The organism is Microtetraspora fusca (genome assembly GCF_001570365.1).
Lineage (GTDB): Bacteria > Actinomycetota > Actinomycetes > Streptosporangiales > Streptosporangiaceae > Microtetraspora > Microtetraspora fusca.
The window spans coordinates 54245-70665 of sequence record NZ_BBYK01000064.1 but is presented as its reverse complement, the minus strand read 5'-3'; the positions used below and the strand labels follow the sequence as shown (position 1 = coordinate 70665).

The 16421-nt window shown below is 72.6% G+C and carries 16 protein-coding genes; 3 read left to right on the top strand and 13 right to left on the bottom strand.

All coding sequences use genetic code 11. The features are described 5' to 3' along the window. Positions 1-85 precede the first annotated feature (85 nt). The 3 genes from AWQ68_RS30450 to AWQ68_RS30440 all read left to right on the top strand — a co-directional run bounded on the left by AWQ68_RS30450 (position 86) and on the right by AWQ68_RS30440 (position 2911). Entirely contained in the window at positions 86-757 is a 672-nt protein-coding gene (locus tag AWQ68_RS30450; RefSeq protein WP_245656221.1) for an LppX_LprAFG lipoprotein, read from the top strand. A gap of 4 nt (positions 758-761) precedes the next feature. Next, on the top strand, positions 762-2315 hold the full coding sequence (locus AWQ68_RS30445) for an MFS transporter (RefSeq protein WP_066946879.1): 1554 nt from the start codon (positions 762-764) through the stop codon (positions 2313-2315). A gap of 140 nt (positions 2316-2455) precedes the next feature. Next, a complete protein-coding gene (locus AWQ68_RS30440) occupies positions 2456-2911 on the top strand; it encodes a DUF6220 domain-containing protein (protein WP_066946876.1) in 456 nt (151 codons plus the stop codon). 6 nt (positions 2912-2917) lie between these two features. Here the strand turns inward: AWQ68_RS30440 and AWQ68_RS30435 are convergent, their stop codons facing one another. From AWQ68_RS30435 to pyrG, 13 genes are all read right to left on the bottom strand, one after another. Next, on the bottom strand, positions 2918-3565 hold the full coding sequence (locus AWQ68_RS30435) for a response regulator (protein ID WP_066946873.1): 648 nt from the start codon (positions 3563-3565) through the stop codon (positions 2918-2920). Continuing rightward, positions 3556-4803: a sensor histidine kinase gene (locus AWQ68_RS30430; protein ID WP_066946870.1), complete on the bottom strand. Its 1248-nt coding sequence runs from the start codon at positions 4801-4803 to the stop codon at positions 3556-3558. Before AWQ68_RS30430 ends, AWQ68_RS30435 begins: the two co-directional genes overlap by 10 nt. 126 nt (positions 4804-4929) lie before the next feature. Continuing rightward, the gene (der, locus tag AWQ68_RS30425) at positions 4930-6351 is read right to left on the bottom strand and encodes a ribosome biogenesis GTPase Der (protein WP_066946868.1); all 1422 of its coding nucleotides are present in this window, start codon (positions 6349-6351) and stop codon (positions 4930-4932) included. Positions 6352-6436: 85 nt separating this feature from the next. Further along, positions 6437-7084: a (d)CMP kinase gene (gene cmk, locus AWQ68_RS30420; RefSeq protein ID WP_066947005.1), complete on the bottom strand. Its 648-nt coding sequence runs from the start codon at positions 7082-7084 to the stop codon at positions 6437-6439. Positions 7085-7251: 167 nt separating this feature from the next. Next, the gene (locus AWQ68_RS30415; protein WP_066946865.1) at positions 7252-8343 is read right to left on the bottom strand and encodes a prephenate dehydrogenase; all 1092 of its coding nucleotides are present in this window, start codon (positions 8341-8343) and stop codon (positions 7252-7254) included. Between the two features lie 206 nt (positions 8344-8549). Then, positions 8550-8909: a chorismate mutase gene (aroH, locus tag AWQ68_RS30410; RefSeq protein ID WP_066946862.1), complete on the bottom strand. Its 360-nt coding sequence runs from the start codon at positions 8907-8909 to the stop codon at positions 8550-8552. A gap of 71 nt (positions 8910-8980) precedes the next feature. Further along, complete coding sequence (locus AWQ68_RS41425; protein ID WP_084464571.1) at positions 8981-10609, bottom strand: pseudouridine synthase; 1629 nt, start codon at positions 10607-10609, stop codon at positions 8981-8983. Then, positions 10609-11196 (bottom strand): SMC-Scp complex subunit ScpB, encoded by a 588-nt coding sequence (gene scpB / locus AWQ68_RS30400; protein ID WP_066946860.1) that lies wholly within the window; start codon positions 11194-11196, stop codon positions 10609-10611. Before scpB ends, AWQ68_RS41425 begins: the two co-directional genes overlap by 1 nt. After that, positions 11183-12010 (bottom strand): segregation and condensation protein A, encoded by an 828-nt coding sequence (locus tag AWQ68_RS30395; protein ID WP_218007104.1) that lies wholly within the window; start codon positions 12008-12010, stop codon positions 11183-11185. The genes scpB and AWQ68_RS30395 overlap by 14 nt, the downstream gene beginning before the upstream one ends. A gap of 64 nt (positions 12011-12074) precedes the next feature. Next, positions 12075-12917, bottom strand: coding sequence for a ParA family protein (locus tag AWQ68_RS30390; protein ID WP_281217791.1), 843 nt, complete (start codon positions 12915-12917; stop codon positions 12075-12077). A 152-nt stretch (positions 12918-13069) separates the two neighbouring features. Beyond that, positions 13070-13981: a site-specific tyrosine recombinase XerD gene (gene xerD / locus AWQ68_RS30385; RefSeq protein ID WP_245656218.1), complete on the bottom strand. Its 912-nt coding sequence runs from the start codon at positions 13979-13981 to the stop codon at positions 13070-13072. Between the two features lie 35 nt (positions 13982-14016). Then, entirely contained in the window at positions 14017-14628 is a 612-nt protein-coding gene (locus AWQ68_RS30380) for an NUDIX domain-containing protein (RefSeq protein WP_066946848.1), read from the bottom strand. Further along, positions 14625-16295, bottom strand: a complete 1671-nt coding sequence (gene pyrG / locus AWQ68_RS30375; protein ID WP_066946845.1) for a CTP synthase — start codon at positions 16293-16295, stop codon at positions 14625-14627. Before pyrG ends, AWQ68_RS30380 begins: the two co-directional genes overlap by 4 nt. Between the last annotated feature and the right edge of the window lie 126 nt (positions 16296-16421).

Below are 16421 nucleotides of genomic sequence, written 5' to 3'. Positions count from 1 at the left end.
AATGCCCGGCCGCCCTGGGTCATGGTGCCAAACCGATACGTCGCGACGCTGCGCCGGGCGGGGCCCCGATCGCTACGATCCGCCTGTGACAAGACTCCTGACACGACGCCTGGCAGGCGCCGTCTGGCTCGCCCTCGCCGTCCTCCTGGTGCCGGCGTGCGGCGGGTCGGCGGAGGCCGGCCTGCCCGCCGGACCCGACCTGATGAAGAAGGCCGCCACGGCGATGGCGGCGGTCAAGACCGTCGGGTTCACCATCGAGACCGAGGGCAAGCCGTCCGTATCGGTCAAGCACGCCGAGGGCAGCCTCACCAAGGAGGGCGACGCGAAGGGCACCCTCCAGATCGACATCATGGGCTCACTCCAGGAGCTGGAGTTCGTCCTGGTCGGGGACGCGGTCCACTTCAAGGGCCCGACCGGCGGCTTCCAGCGGATGACCCGCGAGGAGCTCGCCGCGATCTACGACCCCTCCGCCGTGCTGACCGGGCTTCCCGCGCTGCTGTCCGGCGCCACCGACGCGCGGACCGAGGGCGTCGAGAAGATCGCGGGCACGGAGGCCTACCGCGTCCCGGTCACGCTCTCCCAGCAGATCCTGGCCAAGCTGATCCCCGGCATCGCGCAGGGCGTCAACGGCACCGTCTGGCTCGACAAGGCCACCGGACGGCTGCTCAAGATGGACCTCCCGCTCACCGGAGGCAAGGTCGTCGTGAACCTCGCCGACTACGACGCGCCGGTGACGATCAAGCCGCCGGTGTCCTGACCACATGACCGCCTCCCCCTCGCCGGACGCCGTGCCCGCCGCCGCCCCCGCGTCCGCCGCCCGCAGGATCGCGCTCGGTGTCGGCGGCACCGCCGTGCTGCTCGCCGCGCTCGACGCGTACGTCGTGGTCACCGTGCTCATCGACGTCGCCAGGGACGCCGGGGTCCCGCTGAACCACCTGGAGCGGGCCACGCCGATCGTGACCGGGTTCCTGCTCGGCTACGTCGCCGCGATGCCGCTGCTCGGCGGGCTGTCCGACCGGTACGGCAGGCGGCCCCTCATCCACGCCTGCCTGGCCGGGTTCGCCGCCGGCTCGCTGGTCACCGCGCTGGCCGGGGACGTGCCCATGCTGGTGGCGGGCCGCGGGCTCCAGGGCGTCGCGGGAGGCGCGCTGCTCCCGATCACGATGGCGCTCATCGGCGACCTGTGGGAGGAGCGCTCCCGCCCCGTGGCGCTGGGCGCGGTGGGCGCCGCGCAGGAGCTCGGCAGCGTCCTCGGCCCCCTGTACGGCGTGGCCCTCGCCTCGCTGATCCCCGCCGGTACGGCCTGGCTGGGCCTGCCGACCGGCGGGTGGCGGCTCATCTTCTGGGTCAACATCCCGCTGGCCGCGCTCGCCGCGGTGGCCGTCCAGCGCGGCGTCCCCGGCGGGCGGGCGCCGTACGGCGGGGCCAGGGTCGACGTCACCGGCGGTCTGCTCCTCGCCGCGGCCCTCGGGCTGCTCGTCGCCGGGCTGTACAACCCCTCGCCGGACCGCGGCGTGCTCCCGCCGTGGGGCGTGCCGTGCCTGGTGGCCGGGCTGGTCGCGGCGGCGGCGTTCGCCGTCTGGGAGGCCCGCTCTCCGGTCCGGCTGCTCGACCTGTCGGGGACGGCGCGGCGACCGGTGATCGCGACTCTCGGCGTCAGTTTCCTCGCGGGCGCGGCGCTGCTGGTCACGTTGGTAGACGTGCAGTTCACCGCGCAGACCCTGCTCGGCCTGGACACGGTGGGCGGCGCGCTCGTCCTGACCCGGTTCCTCGTCGCGCTCGCCGTCGCCGCGCTGCTCGGCGGCCTGCTGGCGGGGAGGTTCGGCGAGCGCGCGATCGCCGCGTGCGGCCTCGCCGTCGCCGCCGTCGGCTACGTGCGGATCTCCCAGTGGCCGCTGGACCTCGCCGCGGCGGGCTCGCGCATGGACGTCGACCTGGTCGTCGCGGGGCTTGGGCTCGGCCTGGTCGTCGCGCCGGTGTCCTCGGCGGTGCTGCGGGTCGTGCCGTCCGCGCGGCACGGCGTCGCCTCGGCGGCGGTCGTGGTGGCCCGGATGATGGGCATGCTGCTGGGGGTGGCCGCGCTGTCCGCGTGGGGCTTCCACCGGTTCCAGTCGCTCACCGCCCACCTCGACACGCCGCTCCCGATCGGGGTGGACGCCGCCGAGTACGCCCGGAGGCTCGCCGAGTACACGGCCAAGGTGCACACCGCGCTGCACACGGAGTACAGCGAGATCTTCCTGATCACCGCGGTGCTGTGCGCCGCGGGCGCGCTGTGGGCCCTGCTCCTCCCCGGACGGGCCGCCAGGCGGCCGTAGCGGTCCCGAGACGGCCGGGCGTCCTTCCCGGACCGCAGGGGCGCCGGTCCCGTGCGCACGGGACGCGGCACGGCGCAGGATGAGCGTGATCGCCCCGTCCACAAACCCCCGGGGCCCGTTCCACTCATCCGAGGAGCCCCATGCGCAAGGTCTACTACGGCTTCACGGTGGTTCAGTTGGTCACCGTGCTCGCCCTTTTCTATCTCGTCACGTTCGGCGCGTTCGAGCGGCCCGCACCCCTGCCGGGAACAGAGGGCGCGTTGATCGACTACCACATCATGGTCGGCGAGATGGTCGTCCCGCTGCTGTCCCTGCTGACCACGATCGTCGCGGCGATCGCCCGGGCCGGTGCCCGGCTGGTCACCCTGTCGATCACGCCGTTCGCACTGATCGCGGTCCAGCTCTTCGTCATCTTCTCGCTCGCCGAGATGGCCGGGCACACCGACGAACGGAGCACCACGGGCGGGCTGATCGTCCTCGGGTTCCACTCCCTCGTGGGCGTCACCATCCTCGGCGTCGCCGCCGTCCTGGTCCACCGGGCACGGGCGCTCGCCAAGGGAGCCGTCCGCGCCACGCCCTCGGCCGTACACGCCTGACGCGGCTCAGGAGCGCAGGTAGGCCAGCACCGCCAGGACACGGCGGTGCTGGTCGGTGTCCTCGGCGTACAGGCCGAGCTTCTGGAAGATGCCGCGCACGTGCTTCTCGACCGCGCCCTCGGTGACCACGAGCTGGCGGCTGATCGCCGGGTTGGACCTGCCCTCCGCCATCAGGGCGAGCACCTCGCGCTCGCGCGGGGTGAGCGAGACCAGGGGGTCGTCCCTGCGGCGGCGCACCATGAGCTGGGCGACCACCTGCGGGTCGAAGACGGTGCCGCCCCCGGCGACCCGGCGCAGCCCCTCCATGAACTCCTCGACGTCCACGACCCGGTCCTTCAGCAGGTAGCCGACCGCGCCCCGGGCGTCGGCCAGCAGGTCGTCGGCGTAGGAGACCTCGACGTACTGGGAGAGGATCAGCACCGGCGCGCCGGGCACCTTCTGCCGGGCCTCGACCGCGGCCCGCAGCCCCTCGTCCGTGAAGGACGGCGGCATCCGCACGTCCACGACGGAGACGTCCGGCCGGTGCTCGACGACGGCCCGCACGAGATCCACGCCCGTGCCGACCGCCGCCACCACCTCACAGCCGAACTCCTCCAGAAGGCGGACCAGGCCCTCCCGGATCAGGACGGCGTCATCCGCCACGACTACGCGCACGGCACCTCCGCGACGATCAGCGTCGGCCCACCGGCCGGCGAGTTGACGGTCAGCTCACCCTCGACGACGCGGACCCGGTCGGCCAGGCCGGCCAGGCCGTGCCCCTTGGCGACGTGCGCGCCGCCGACCCCGTCGTCGCCGATGGTGAGCAGCAGCGAGTCCCCGACCCTGGTGAGGGTCACCGAGCAGATGGTGGCCCGGCTGTGCTTGGCCACGTTGGTGAGCGCCTCGGCGGTCAGGAAGTAGACGGTGTTCTCCACCAGCGCCGGGAACCGCTCCTCGACCTGCACGTCCAGCTCCACCGGCACGGTGCAGCGGCTCGCCAGGGCGGCCAGCGCAGGGGCCAGCCCCCGGTCGGCGAGGATCGGCGGGGCGATGCCGCGTGAGAGCGCCCGCAGCTCGTCGAGGGTCTCCCGGGTCGCGGTGATGGCCTGGCCGATGGTCTCGTGCGCCGCGCTCGCGTCCCGCTGCAGCTCCCGCTGCGCCCGGGACAGCTCCATCGCCAGGTGCACCAGGCGCTGCTGCGGCCCGTCGTGGATGTCGCGCTCCAGCCGGCGCAGCGCGTCCGCCTCGGCGTGGACGGCGGCGTTGCGGCCCTGGGTCAGCCCCTCGATGCGCTCCTGCAGCTCCGCCACCCCGCTCAGCAGCGTCCGGCCCAGCGACGCCTGCAGTACGGCGCAGCCCCGCATGACCGGGACGAGGGTGATCGCGAAGACGAGCCCGACGATGACGTAGAAGACGCTGTCGACGGCGTATCCCGTGCCGAACCCGAGCAGCTCGGGGAGCTGGTGGTTGCCCGGGATGCTGGAGGTGATCGAGCCGTAGAGGGGGTACAGCAGGCCGAAAAGCGCGGTCGCCCACCAGACGATGGTCACGACGAACGTCACGATCGCCACAGGGAAGATCAGGAACGCGTGCAGCGCGTCCAGCCAGGACTGGCCGCTCAGGATCGGGTTGGCCGTACGGCGCAGCCAGCCGGCGCCCGCGGGCGCCTCCGGGTAGCGCGGCCGGGACACCGGCTTGCGGAGCACGCCGCTGATCCGCACCCGCTCGATGTCGCCGAAGGTGCGAACCCCGAGCAGGGTGAGGGCGAGCAGCGGGATGCCGATCACCGTCACCGCCATCCCCAGGCCGGCCGAGATTCCGACGATGAGCACGCAGAAGACGGCGACCGCGAGGGGCAAGCCCAGCAGCAGGTAGGCGGAGTCGGCGCCGAGCCGACGCAGAGATCGTCGCATGTCAATAAAACTAGGGATTCCCAGGCCGGCGGACGAACCTGCCCACCGGCGTCCGGTTGGTAGGGCCAGCCCTACCAACCGGCCCGGCACGCCCCGCGGCCGTCGGCCGCGGAGCGCACCGCGGGGTCACTTGCCCTTGCGCTTCTCCCGGATCTTCATCGTGACCTCGATCGGAGATCCGGCGAAGCCGAACTCCTCGCGGAGCCGGCGCTCGATGAACCGGCGGTAGGTCTCCTCCAGGAAGCCGGAAGTGAACAGCACGAACTTCGGCGGCTCGGTGGACGCCTGGGTCGCGAACAGGATCTTGGGCTGCTTGCCGCCGCGCACCGGCGGCGGCGTCGCCTGCACCAGCTCGGTGAGGAACTGGTTGAGCCGCGCGGTGGGCACCCGCGTCCCCCAGGAGTCGAGGGCGCGCTCGATCGCCGGGGTCAGCTTCTCGACGTGCCGGCCCGTCTTGGCGGAGATGTTGACCCGCAGCGCCCACGGCGTGCGGACGAGCTGCCGGTCGATCTCCTTCTCCAGGTAGTAGCGGCGGTCCTCGTCGACCAGGTCCCACTTGTTGAAGGCGATCACCATGCAGCGGCCGGACTCGATCACCAGGCTGATGATGCGCAGGTCCTGCTCGGTCAGCGTGTCCGAGGCGTCGATCAGCACGATCGCCACCTCCGAGCGCTCCAGCGCGGCCCGCGTACGCATCGCCGCGTAGAAGTCGGCGCCCTTGAGCTCGCGGTCACGGCGGCGGATGCCGGCCGTGTCGACGAAGCGGTACGTCCGGCCACCCAGCTCGACCAGTTCGTCCACCGGGTCGCGGGTCGTGCCGGCCATCGGGTCCACCAGGACCCGCTCCTCGCCCGCCACCTTGTTCAGCAGGGACGACTTGCCGACGTTGGGCTTGCCCAGCAGGGCGACCCGGCGCGGGCCGCTCTGCGCGCCGAACGTCTGCGGCGGCGTCTCGGGCAGCGCGTCGAGCACCACGTCGAGCAGGTCGCCGCTGGCCCGGCCGTGCAGCGCCGACACCGGGTACGGCTCGCCCAGGCCGAGCGACCAGAGCCCGGCCGCCTCCAGCTCCATGAGCTGGTTGTCCACCTTGTTGGCGGCCAGCACGACGGGCTTGCCGGAACGCCGCAGCACGGCGCCGACCGCCTCGTCGGAGTCGGTCACGCCGACACTGGCGTCCACCACGAACAGGATCACGTCGGCCAGCTCGGCCGCGATCTGCGCCTGCTCGGCGATGCGGAGCGCCATGCCCGTGGCGTCCGGGTCCCAGCCGCCCGTGTCCACCAGGGTGAACCGGCGCCCCCGCCAGGTCGCCTCGTAGGTGACCCGGTCCCGCGTGACGCCCGGCACGTCCTCGACGACCGCCTCGCGGCGGCCGATGATCCGGTTGACCAGCGTGGATTTGCCCACGTTGGGGCGGCCGACCACGGCCACGACCGGCAGCGGCCCGCTGTCGGGCGCCTCCTCGGTCTCGTCTGCGGCGAGATCGGCGAGCTCGGCCTCGATCCAGCCGGCCTCGTCTCCGTATTCCCCCGTCACGTCCCTGCTCATCGCTTCCTCTCCCGATCCGGAGAGGATCAGGTTCGCTTCGTGCCCTCCTGCCCGTCGGGGCCGGGGATCCCGGCCCTTTCGGCGATCAGGCTCGTTCCTTTACCAGCCGCAGCACCTCGGCGATCACCTCGTCGAGGTCCAGCGGCGTCGTGTCCAGTTCGACGGCGTCCGCCGCCTTGGCCAGCGGGTCCGCCCGCCGGGTGGAGTCCAGCGTGTCCCGCCGCGCCATCTCGGCCTTCTGCGCCTCCACCGTGGTGCCGGTCAGCTCGGCCGTACGGCGGGTGGCGCGGGCCTCGGCGCTGGCGGTCAGGAAGACCTTGACCGCGGCGTCCGGGGCCACCACGGTGCCGATGTCGCGCCCCTCCACGACGATGCCGCCGGAGGCGAGCGTCCCGGCGATGATCTCGCGCTGCAGGGCGACCATTCGCGCGCGCACCTCGGGGACGGCGCTCACCGCGGAGACGGCCCCCGTGACCTCGGCCCCGCGGATCGGGCCGTTCACGTCGACGCCGTCCACGGTGACACCCGGGGCGTCCGGGTCGGTGCTCATGACCAGCCGCGGCTCGGCCGCCCGGCTCGCGATCGCCTCCGGGTCCGCCAGGTCGATCCCCTGCTGGAGCACCCACCAGGTGACCGCGCGGTACATCGCGCCGGTGTCGAGGTAACGCAGCCCCAGCGCCCGCGCGACGCCGCGCGACGCGCTCGACTTACCCGACCCGGAAGGCCCGTCCATCGCGACGACCAGACCCGACACGATCGCTCCTCTGCCTCAAGAGCGCGTCAAGATGCACTCCGACGTTGTCCGCCCCCGAGAGTACCGGCACTCGCCGATCCCCCGCGCATCGGCGGCGATCGCCGGCGATCACGAGACGGCCACGACGCCGGGGCATCGGCCCCGTGTCAGGGCACCTGCCAGCCGCGGGCGCGCAGCTCCTCGGCCAGCCCGGCCGCCGCCTCCGGCTGGACGTACAGCTCGGCGGCGCCGAGAGGCAGCCCCGGCGCGTGCTCCAGCCGGATGTCCTCGATGTTGACCCCGGTCTCGCCCGCGGCCTGCACCAGCCGGGCCAGCTCGCCCGGCCGGTCGCCGATCACGACCTGGACGACCGCATAAGTACGGGCCGGTCCGCCGTGCTTGCCGGGGATCCGCCCGGTGCCCACCACGCCGCGGGTCAGCAGGTCGGTCACCTCGGAGACGGCCGCGCCCTCCCCCGCGTGGCCGCGCAGCGAGCGCGCGGCGGCGGCGAGATCGGCCGCCACGCGTTCGAGCACCTCGGCCACCGGTACGGCGTTGCCGGACAGGATGCCGGTCCACAGCGCGGGGTCGCCCGCCGCGATGCGCGTGACGTCCCGCACGCCCTGCCCGGACAGCCCGAGCGCCGTCTCCGACGCCTCGGCCAGCCGCGCGGCCACGGCCGCCGCGGTCACGTGCGGGGCGTGGGAGATGACGGCCACCGCGCGGTCGTGCTCGGCGGCGTCCACCGTGACGGCGTTCCCGCCGCACAGCGCCACCAGCTCCTGCACGGTCCGTACGGCGTTCGCCGACGTGTCGGGAGTGGGGCACAGCGCCCAGGGGCGGCCCAGGAACAGGTCGGCCCGGGCGGCCGCGGGTCCCGACCGCTCGCGCCCGGCCAGCGGGTGGCCCGGCACGAACGCGGCCAGGTCACACCCGAGCTCGTCCGCCTGGCTCACCGGGAGCGCCTTGACGCTCGCCACGTCGGTGTAGCAGCGGGCGGCGCCGTTCTTCTGCAGGTCGAGCAGCTGCGCGGCGACGAACTGGGGCGGCACGGCGATGACCGCGAGGTCGGCGGTGGCGCCGGGCGTCCACTCCTCGCCCGCGCCGAGCTCCCGCGCCAGCCGTACGGCGGCGGGGTCGCGGTCGGCGAGGTAGACCCGCACGTCGCGCTCGCGCAGCGCCAGCGCGACAGAGGTGCCGATCAAACCGGTGCCGACAACGACGACGCTGCCGATCGTGCCGTCCTGGATGGGAGTCATGATGCTCGCCCTACCGTGCCGTGTCGTAGGGGCCCCGGCTCGCCGGAGGCCCTTCAGGTCCCTGTCGCCAGGTTCCGTCGTACCCGAGGCGCTTTGTGCCGCCCTCTCCGGCTGCGATACCTGGCCCAACTTATGGTGCTCGCTTCACCCGAGCGGCGTGCCCGCCTCTCGGGGGCCCGGGCCGGCCTCGTCGGCCCCCGGACGATCTACTGGGCGATGTCGACCCTGAGGGCGACCGCGCCCCGGAGATAGACGTGCTGGATCTCCTGCCGGGGCCGGTCGGTGGCCACGTGGGCCATCAACCGGACCACGCGCGGCAGGGCACCCGGCACGTCGATCTCGCTCGCGCAGAGCAGCGGCACGTCGTGGAAGCCCAGCTTCCGCGCGGCCAGCGCGGGGAACTCCGCCGTCAGGTCCGGCGTGGCCGTGAAGATCACGCTGATGACGTCGTCGGTGGTGAGCTTGTTGCGCGCCATCACCTCGGTCACCAGCTCGGTCGTCCCGGCCAGGATCGACTCGCGATCGTTGCCGTCGACCTGGATGGCTCCCCGGATCGCCCGCACCATGTCATCCCCTTCTCGTTCCACCGCGCTCCCGCGTCGCCGCTGGGCGCGCCGGCCTCTGTCGTCCGGTCAGGCTACAGGCCGACCGCCGCGTAGAGGTCGCCGACCTCCTGCAGGCTGAGGGTGCGGACCGTGCCCGGCTTCAGCCGGCCCAGCTTGACCGGGCCGAACTCGATGCGGGCCAGGTCGATCACCCGGTGGCCGGTCTCCTCCAGCAGGCGGCGGACGATGTGCTTGCGCCCCTCGTGCAGGACCACCTCGACCAGCGCCTGCTGGCCGTGCTCCTGGACGACGCGGAACTCGTCCACCTTGGCCAGGCCGTCCTCCAGCTCGACGCCCTTGCGCAGCACCCGGTGCAGGTCGCGCGGGACCGGGCCGGGGACCTTCGCCCAGTACTTCTTCTTCACGCCGTAGCTGGGGTGGGTGAGCCGGTGGGCGAGCTCGCCGTCGTTGGTGAACAGCAGCAGGCCCTCGGTCTCGGTGTCCAGCCGCCCGACGTGGAAGAGACGCGGGGCGAGATCCTGCACGAAGTCCTGCAGGCACGGCCGTCCCTCGGGGTCCTCCATCGTGCTCACCACGCCGATCGGCTTGTTGAGCGCGAAGTAGACGAGGTCGGACGCGGTCGGGATGCGCTTGCCGTCCACGTGGATGACCTGCTTGGACGGGTCGACCCGCGCGCCGAAGCGGCGAACGACCTGCCCGTCGACGGTGACGCGGCCGTCGCCGATCATCTCCTCGCAGGCGCGGCGGCTGGCCACGCCCGCCTGGGCGAGGACCTTCTGCAGCCGGGCGCCGCCGGGCACCTCGGTGGTGTCGCGCTCGTCGGTGTAGCCGGGCTCGTAGAAGTCCGGGTCGCGGCGCGGCTGCCTGGCGCTCTTGAACGGGTTCTCGCCCGCGGCGGCCTGGCGGCCGCCGGGCCGCCCGGCCGGCGATCCGGCCCGGGAGTCGGGGCGCCCGCCCTCGCGCAGCTCGCGACGCGAGCTGTCCCTGCCGTAGCGGCCGCGGGAGCCGCCCCGCTCCCCACCGCCGCCGGTGCGGCCGATGGTCTGCACGTCGTCGCGGCGCTCACGGCGTTCGCGGCGCTCGCCCTCGGGGCGGCCGAACCGCCCGCGCGATCCGGACGGGCGCCCGTCGCGCTCGCGGGTGTCGTCGCGCCGGACGTCCCGCGGCTCGCGGTCGCGGAAGTCACGGTCACGGCCGTCCCGGCCGCGGAAGTCACGCTCGCCGAAGTCGCGGCCGCGTGAGCCGCGGTCGCGGTCCCGGAAGTCACGGTCGCGATCGCGGGAGTCGCGGGAGTCGCGGGAGTCGCGGGAGTCGCGAGAGTCGCGGGAGTCGCGGGAGTCGCGATCGCGGAAGTCGCGATCGCGGTCGCCGGCCGGCCGGCCGAACCGCCCCCCGCGGAAGGAGTCCCGCTCGCCCCGGCCGGCCCCGGCGGGGCCGCGGTCGCGGGAGAATCCGCGGGAGCCGTCGCGCTCGCCGCCCCGAGCGGGCTGGCGGTCGTCCGCGCGGAAGGACCCGCCGCGGTTGTCGTCGTACCGGCGCTCACGGTCGCCGTATCTGTCAGAACGGGGTGCCTGGGAACGGAACCCGCCGCCGCTTCCGGCGCGGGACCCACCCTGGGATCCGCCTCGCGCTCCGCCGCGCCCGCCGGTGTTCCGGCTCCGACCGCGTCCATCACCGGACGGGGTACGCCTGCTGTCCACTACTTCTGCTCCTCTAGGGTTTCCACATCGTCGGGGAGGAAGGGGGCGAGCTCCGGCAGTTCGCCGAGGTCCCGCAGGCCCAACCTCTCCAGGAAGTAACTCGTCGTCCGGTAGAGCACGGCCTGGCTCTCCGGATCGGTGCCGGCCTCCTCCACGAGGCCGCGCGCCACCAGGGTCCGCATGACCCCGTCGCTGTTGACGCCGCGGACCGCCGCCACCCTGGCCCGGCTGACGGGCTGGCGGTAGGCGACCACGGCGAGGGTCTCCAGTGCGGCCTGGGTGAGCCGCGCCTGCTGGCCGTCCCGGACGAAGCGCTCCACCACGGGGGCGTAGTCGGCCCGGGTGTAGAAGCGCCAGCCTCCGCCGACCTCCCGAAGGTCGAAACCCCGCCCGGCGGCGGTGTATTCCGCGGAGAGATCGCGCAGGACGGCCGCGACCTCGACGGTCGGGCGCTCCAGGACCTGCGCGAGCGTCACCTCGGCGACCGGCTCGTCCACGACGAGGAGGATGGCCTCGATCGCCGATCGGAGGCCGGGCCCGGCCAGGGCCGTCGCGTCCTCGACGCGCTCGGACTCACTCGGACTCATCGTCGGTCCTCTTGCCCTCGTCGTAGTCGTCGCCGACGGTCACGTCCCCGTCGGCGGCGCCGGTCCAGGTCACGTACAGCTCGCCGAGGGGCTCCAACTGCTCGAAGGAGACAGCGGCCTCCCTGAACAGCTCCAGGACGGCCAGGAAACGCGCGACGACCTCGTACGTGCCCGCGCAGTCGGCGGTCAGCGACCGGAAGGTGGCCGTGCGGGCCAGCCTGAGCCGCTCGACAAGGATAGCGGCCTGTTCGCGGACGCTGGCGAGCGGTTGGTACATGTGGTGCACGGACACCGTCGGCGGCGCCTTGGGCGTGAAGACCTTGACGGCGATCTTGGCCAGCCGTTCCGGGCCGATGCCGAGGATCAGCTCGGGCAGCAGGTTGGCGAACCGCTGCTCCATCGGGACGATCCGGGGGAAACGCAGCGCCTCGTCGGCCATCCGCGCCGAGAAGATCTTCGCGACCTCCTTGTACGCCCGGTACTGCAGGAGCCGGGCGAACAGCAGGTCACGCGCCTCCAGCAGGGCGAGGTCCTCCTCGTCCTCGACCTCACCGGTGGGCAGCAGCCGGGCTGCCTTGAGGTCCAGGAGGGTCGCCGCGACGAGCAGGAAGTGACTCGTCTGGTCGAGGTCCCACTCCGGCCCCCGGGAGCGGATGTAGGAGATGAACTCGTCCGTGACCTTGTGCAGGGACACCTCGGTGATGTCCAGCTTGTGCTTGGAGATCAGCCCGAGCAGCAGGTCGAAGGGGCCCTCGAAGACGTCCAGATGCACCTGGAACGCGTCGGTGGCGGGCTGCTCGGTCACGCCGCCCATTGTCCCGTACGACATCACTCCCCGGGGACGGATCGGCCCGCCGCGCCGGGGTTTCGGGACGGGGTCAGACGCGGGCGGGCCAGCGCGCGAGCAGCTCGCGAGCGAGCTCCCGGTACGCGGTGGCGCCCATGGAGCCGGGGTCGAACTGGGTGATCGGCTCGCCCGCCAGGGTCGCGTCCGGGAAGCGGACGGTCCGGTTGATGACCGTGTGGAAGACCTTGTCGCCGAAGCCCTGCATGATCGTCTGGAGCACTTCCCGGGCGTGCAGCGTGCGCGGGTCGTACATGGTGGCGAGCAGGCCGTCGATCTCCAGGTTCTTGTTGAGCCGCTCCTGGACCTTGCCGATGGACTCCATCAGCAGGGCGACGCCGCGCAGCGCGAAGAACTCGCACTCCAGCGGGATCATCACGCTGTGCGCGCAGGTCAGCGCGTTGACGGTGAGCAGGCCGAGCGACGGCTGGCAGTCGATCAGGCAGATGTCGTAGTGCGGCAGCAGCGGCTCGAGCGACCGCTGCAGGGCGTACTCCCTGGCGACCTCGTTGACGAGCCTGATCTCCGCGCCGGACAGGAAGATGTTGCTCGGCAGCAGATCCATGCCCTCGACCGTGGTGTTGAGCAGGACGTCCTCGGTGGTGACGTCGGGCTCCTCCATGAGGAGGTCGTAGATCGTCATCTCGAGCGGGCGCGGGTCGATGCCGAGGCCGACCGAGAGGGCGCCCTGCGGGTCGAAGTCGACGAGGAGGACCCGCTGCCCGACCTCGGCGAGCGCGGCGCCCAGGTTGATCGTGGTGGTGGTCTTGCCGACGCCGCCCTTCTGGTTCACCATCGCGACGATGCGCGCCGGGCCGTGGGTCTCCGGCGGGCTGGGGTCGGGGAAGACCGGACGCACGCGGCCGGTGGGCCCGATCTCACCGCCCGGGGGTCCCGCGGTCCACGTCGCATCGGTGGTCGCAGTCACCTTGATGAACCTCCCTGACGGTCACGAACTCGACCGAATTTAAAGGCTTGGCACGTATGCGGCAAGGCGCCGCGCCCTTACACGCGATATTCGGCCGCCTTTCAGCGCAGGGCGCGGGGGTGGGCGGCCGCGTAGACTTCGCGGAGCTTGTCGACCGTGACCAAGGTGTACACCTGGGTGGTGGTCACCGAGGCGTGCCCGAGCAACTCCTGCACCACCCTAACGTCAGCCCCTCCGTCAAGGAGGTGGGTTGCGAACGAATGTCGCAACATATGCGGCGAAACCCCGGACAGCCCGGCGCGCTCGGCGGCCTGCTGCAGGACCTCCCAGGCTCCCTGACGGGTCAACCGGCCGCCCCGGGCGTTCAGGAACAGGCCCGAGGTCCCCCGGCCGTGCGCGGCGATCTGGGGCCGCGCCCTGACCATGTACGCGTCGAGCGCCTGGCGGGCGAACCGCCCGAGGGGGACGATCCGCGTGCGTCCCCCCTTGCCGCGCAGCCGGACCTGGTCCTCCGCCCCGGCGCCGAGCGACACGTCGTCCACGGCGAGGCCGACCGCCTCGGAGATGCGCGCGCCGGTGCCGTACAGCACCTCCAGGAGGGCGCGGTTACGGAGGGCGAGCGGCGAGTCCTCGGGGCCGGACGCGGCGATGAGCCGTTCCACCTCGCCGACCGTGATCGCCTTGGGCAGCCTGCGGAGCTGGCGCGGCGGGCGGACCTCGTGCGCCGGGTCGTGGCCGGCCACCCCCTCGCGCAACGCGAACCGGTGCAGGCCGCGCACGGCGGACACGGCCCGCGCGGCCGAACTGGCGACCAGCGCGGGGTGCTCGTCGTCGCCCTCCCGCAGCGCGGTCAGGAAGGCGACGACGTCGGACTCGCCCACGTCGGCGAACGTGTCGAGCCCACGCGACCGGAGATGGTCGACGTAACGCCGCAGGTCACGCCGGTAGGAGGCGAGCGTGTTGGCGGCCAGGCCCCGCTCCACCGCCAGATGGGCGAGGTAGCTGGACAGCACGGCCTCCGTCTCGCTCAGGACGTCCCCCTACGGACTCAGGCCTCCGGCGCGTCGGCGGGGCGGAGCCCCTTGAAACCGTCGGCGGAGGCGGCGTACGCGGCGAGGATACCGGCGATGGCGGGGGAATTGTGGATCATTCCCGTCATCGCCTTCTCCACCGCCTCCCCCAGGGGAACCCACTCCACCGGCATGCCGATCTCCTCGTGCCGGTGGACGTAGTCGTTCTCCTCCTCGGGGATCGGCGACAGGTCGCGGGCGAGGAAGATCCGGATGCGCTCGTCGCACATGCCGGGCGAGGTGTAGATGTCGACCAGCGTGTGCCAGGTGCGCGCCCGGTAGCCCGCCTCCTCGGCCAGCTCGCGGGCGGCGCAGTCCACCAGCGGTTCGCCCGGCACGTCCCTGATCCCGGCGGGCAGCTCCCAGAGCAGGCGCCGCACCGGGTGGCGGTACTGACGGATCATCAGCACCCGGTCGTCCTCGTCGATGGCGAGCACCGCCACCGAGCCCGGGTGGACGACGTAGTCACGGTCGGCCGTCTCGTCGCCCGGCATGCGGACCGTGTCGGTCCGTACGGAGATCACCCGGGCGGTGAAGCGCTCCTTGGAGTCCGTGACCTCCCACGACTCCTGGACGTCCTCGATCCTCACTTGTTCCGGCCCGCCTTCACCGCGGTCCCGCGCGCGTCGGCGTACGCGAGCGCGGCGCCGACCAGCCCCTTGAACAGCGGGTGCGGACGGGTGGGCCGTGACCGGAACTCGGGGTGGGCCTGGGTGCCGATGAAGAACGGGTGCTGGTCGTTGGCGAGCTCGGCGTACTCGACGAGGCGGCCGTCCGGCGAGAGGCCGGAGAACACCATGCCGACCTTCTCCAGGCGCTCGCGGAAGGAGTTGTTCACCTCGTAGCGGTGGCGGTGCCGCTCCTCCACCTTGGCCTTGCCGTAGAGCTGGCGGGCGAGCGAGCCCTCGGCCAGCTTGGCCGGGTAGAGGCCGAGCCGCATCGTGCCGCCCATGTCGCGCTCGCCGGAGACGACGTCCTCCTGGTCGGCCATGGTGGAGATCACCGGGGCGGCGGTCTCCGCGTCGAACTCGGTGCTGCCCGCGCCCTCGACGCCGGCCAGGTTGCGCGCCGCCTCGATCACCATGCACTGCATGCCGAGGCAGATGCCGAGCAGCGGGACGGCGTTCTCGCGGGCGTGCCGGATCGCGCCGACCTTGCCCTCGATGCCGCGCACCCCGAACCCGCCCGGGATCAGCACGCCGTCGACGCCGTCGAGCTCGCGCGCCGCCCCCTCCGGGGACTCGCAGTCGTCGCTCTTGACCCAGCGGATGTTGACCCGCGCGTCGTTGGCGAAGCCGCCGGCCCGCAGCGCCTCCGTGACCGAGAGGTAGGCGTCCGGCAGGTCGATGTACTTGCCGACCAGGGCGATCGTGACCTCCTTGGCCGGGCGGTGCACCCGGCGCAGGAGCTGGTCCCACTGCGTCCAGTCCACGTCGCGGAACGGCAGGCCGAGCCGGCGCACGACGTACGCGTCGAGCCCCTCGGCGTGCAGCACCTTGGGGATGTCGTAGATCGAGGCGGCGTCCACGGCGGAGACGACGGCGTCCTCGTCCACGTCGCACATCAGGCTGATCTTGCGCTTGAGGCTCGTCGTGATCGGCCGGTCGGAGCGGCAGACGATCGCGTCGGGCTGGATGCCGATGCTGCGCAGCGCCGCCACGGAGTGCTGGGTCGGCTTGGTCTTCAGCTCGCCGCTCGGGCCGATGTACGGCAGCAGCGAGACGTGGAGGAAGAAGACGTTGTCACGGCCCACCTCGTGGCGGACCTGCCGGACGGCCTCGAGGAAGGGGAGCGACTCGATGTCCCCGACCGTGCCGCCGACCTCGGTGATGACCACGTCGACGTCCGGGCCGGCCATGCCGCGGATGCGGTCCTTGATCTCGTTCGTGATGTGGGGGATGACCTGGACGGTGTCGCCGAGGTACTCGCCGCGCCGCTCCTTGGCGATCACGTTCGAGTAGACCTGGCCGGTGGTGACGTTGGCCGAGCCGTGCAGCTCGGTGTCGAGGAACCGCTCGTAGTGGCCGACGTCGAGGTCGGTCTCGGCTCCGTCGTCCGTGACGAACACCTCACCGTGCTGGAACGGGTTCATCGTGCCCGGATCCACGTTGAGGTACGGGTCGAGCTTCTGCATCGTGACCCGCAGCCCGCGGAGTTTCAGAAGGCGCCCGAGGCTCGAGGCGGTAAGCCCTTTGCCGAGACTGGAGGCGACGCCGCCGGTGACGAACAGATGCTTGGTGTGTGCGGCGCTGCGCAAAGTGGCTCCCGTGGTCGTTGTGATCCCCGGCCGTCCAGATGGACGGCCGTCATGCCCACGGGCTCTCAGAATAACAAACCTTGTCCACTACGTGCACGAACCCGCCATAGCCCGCACTTCGACCGA

Excerpts from the sequence above, each read along its gene's own strand:
- AWQ68_RS30445 (WP_066946879.1), top strand. The coding sequence starts at position 762 with ATGACCGCCTCCCCCTCGCCGGACGCCGTGCCCGCCGCCGCCCCCGCG.
- AWQ68_RS30440 (WP_066946876.1), top strand. The coding sequence starts at position 2,456 with ATGCGCAAGGTCTACTACGGCTTCACGGTGGTTCAGTTGGTCACCGTG.
- AWQ68_RS30430 (WP_066946870.1), bottom strand. The coding sequence starts at position 4,803 with ATGCGACGATCTCTGCGTCGGCTCGGCGCCGACTCCGCCTACCTGCTG.
- der (WP_066946868.1), bottom strand. The coding sequence starts at position 6,351 with ATGAGCAGGGACGTGACGGGGGAATACGGAGACGAGGCCGGCTGGATC.
- cmk (WP_066947005.1), bottom strand. The coding sequence starts at position 7,084 with ATGGACGGGCCTTCCGGGTCGGGTAAGTCGAGCGCGTCGCGCGGCGTC.
- AWQ68_RS30415 (WP_066946865.1), bottom strand. The coding sequence starts at position 8,343 with ATGACTCCCATCCAGGACGGCACGATCGGCAGCGTCGTCGTTGTCGGC.
- aroH (WP_066946862.1), bottom strand. The coding sequence starts at position 8,909 with ATGGTGCGGGCGATCCGGGGAGCCATCCAGGTCGACGGCAACGATCGC.
- scpB (WP_066946860.1), bottom strand. The coding sequence starts at position 11,196 with ATGAGTCCGAGTGAGTCCGAGCGCGTCGAGGACGCGACGGCCCTGGCC.
- AWQ68_RS30395 (WP_218007104.1), bottom strand. The coding sequence starts at position 12,010 with ATGGGCGGCGTGACCGAGCAGCCCGCCACCGACGCGTTCCAGGTGCAT.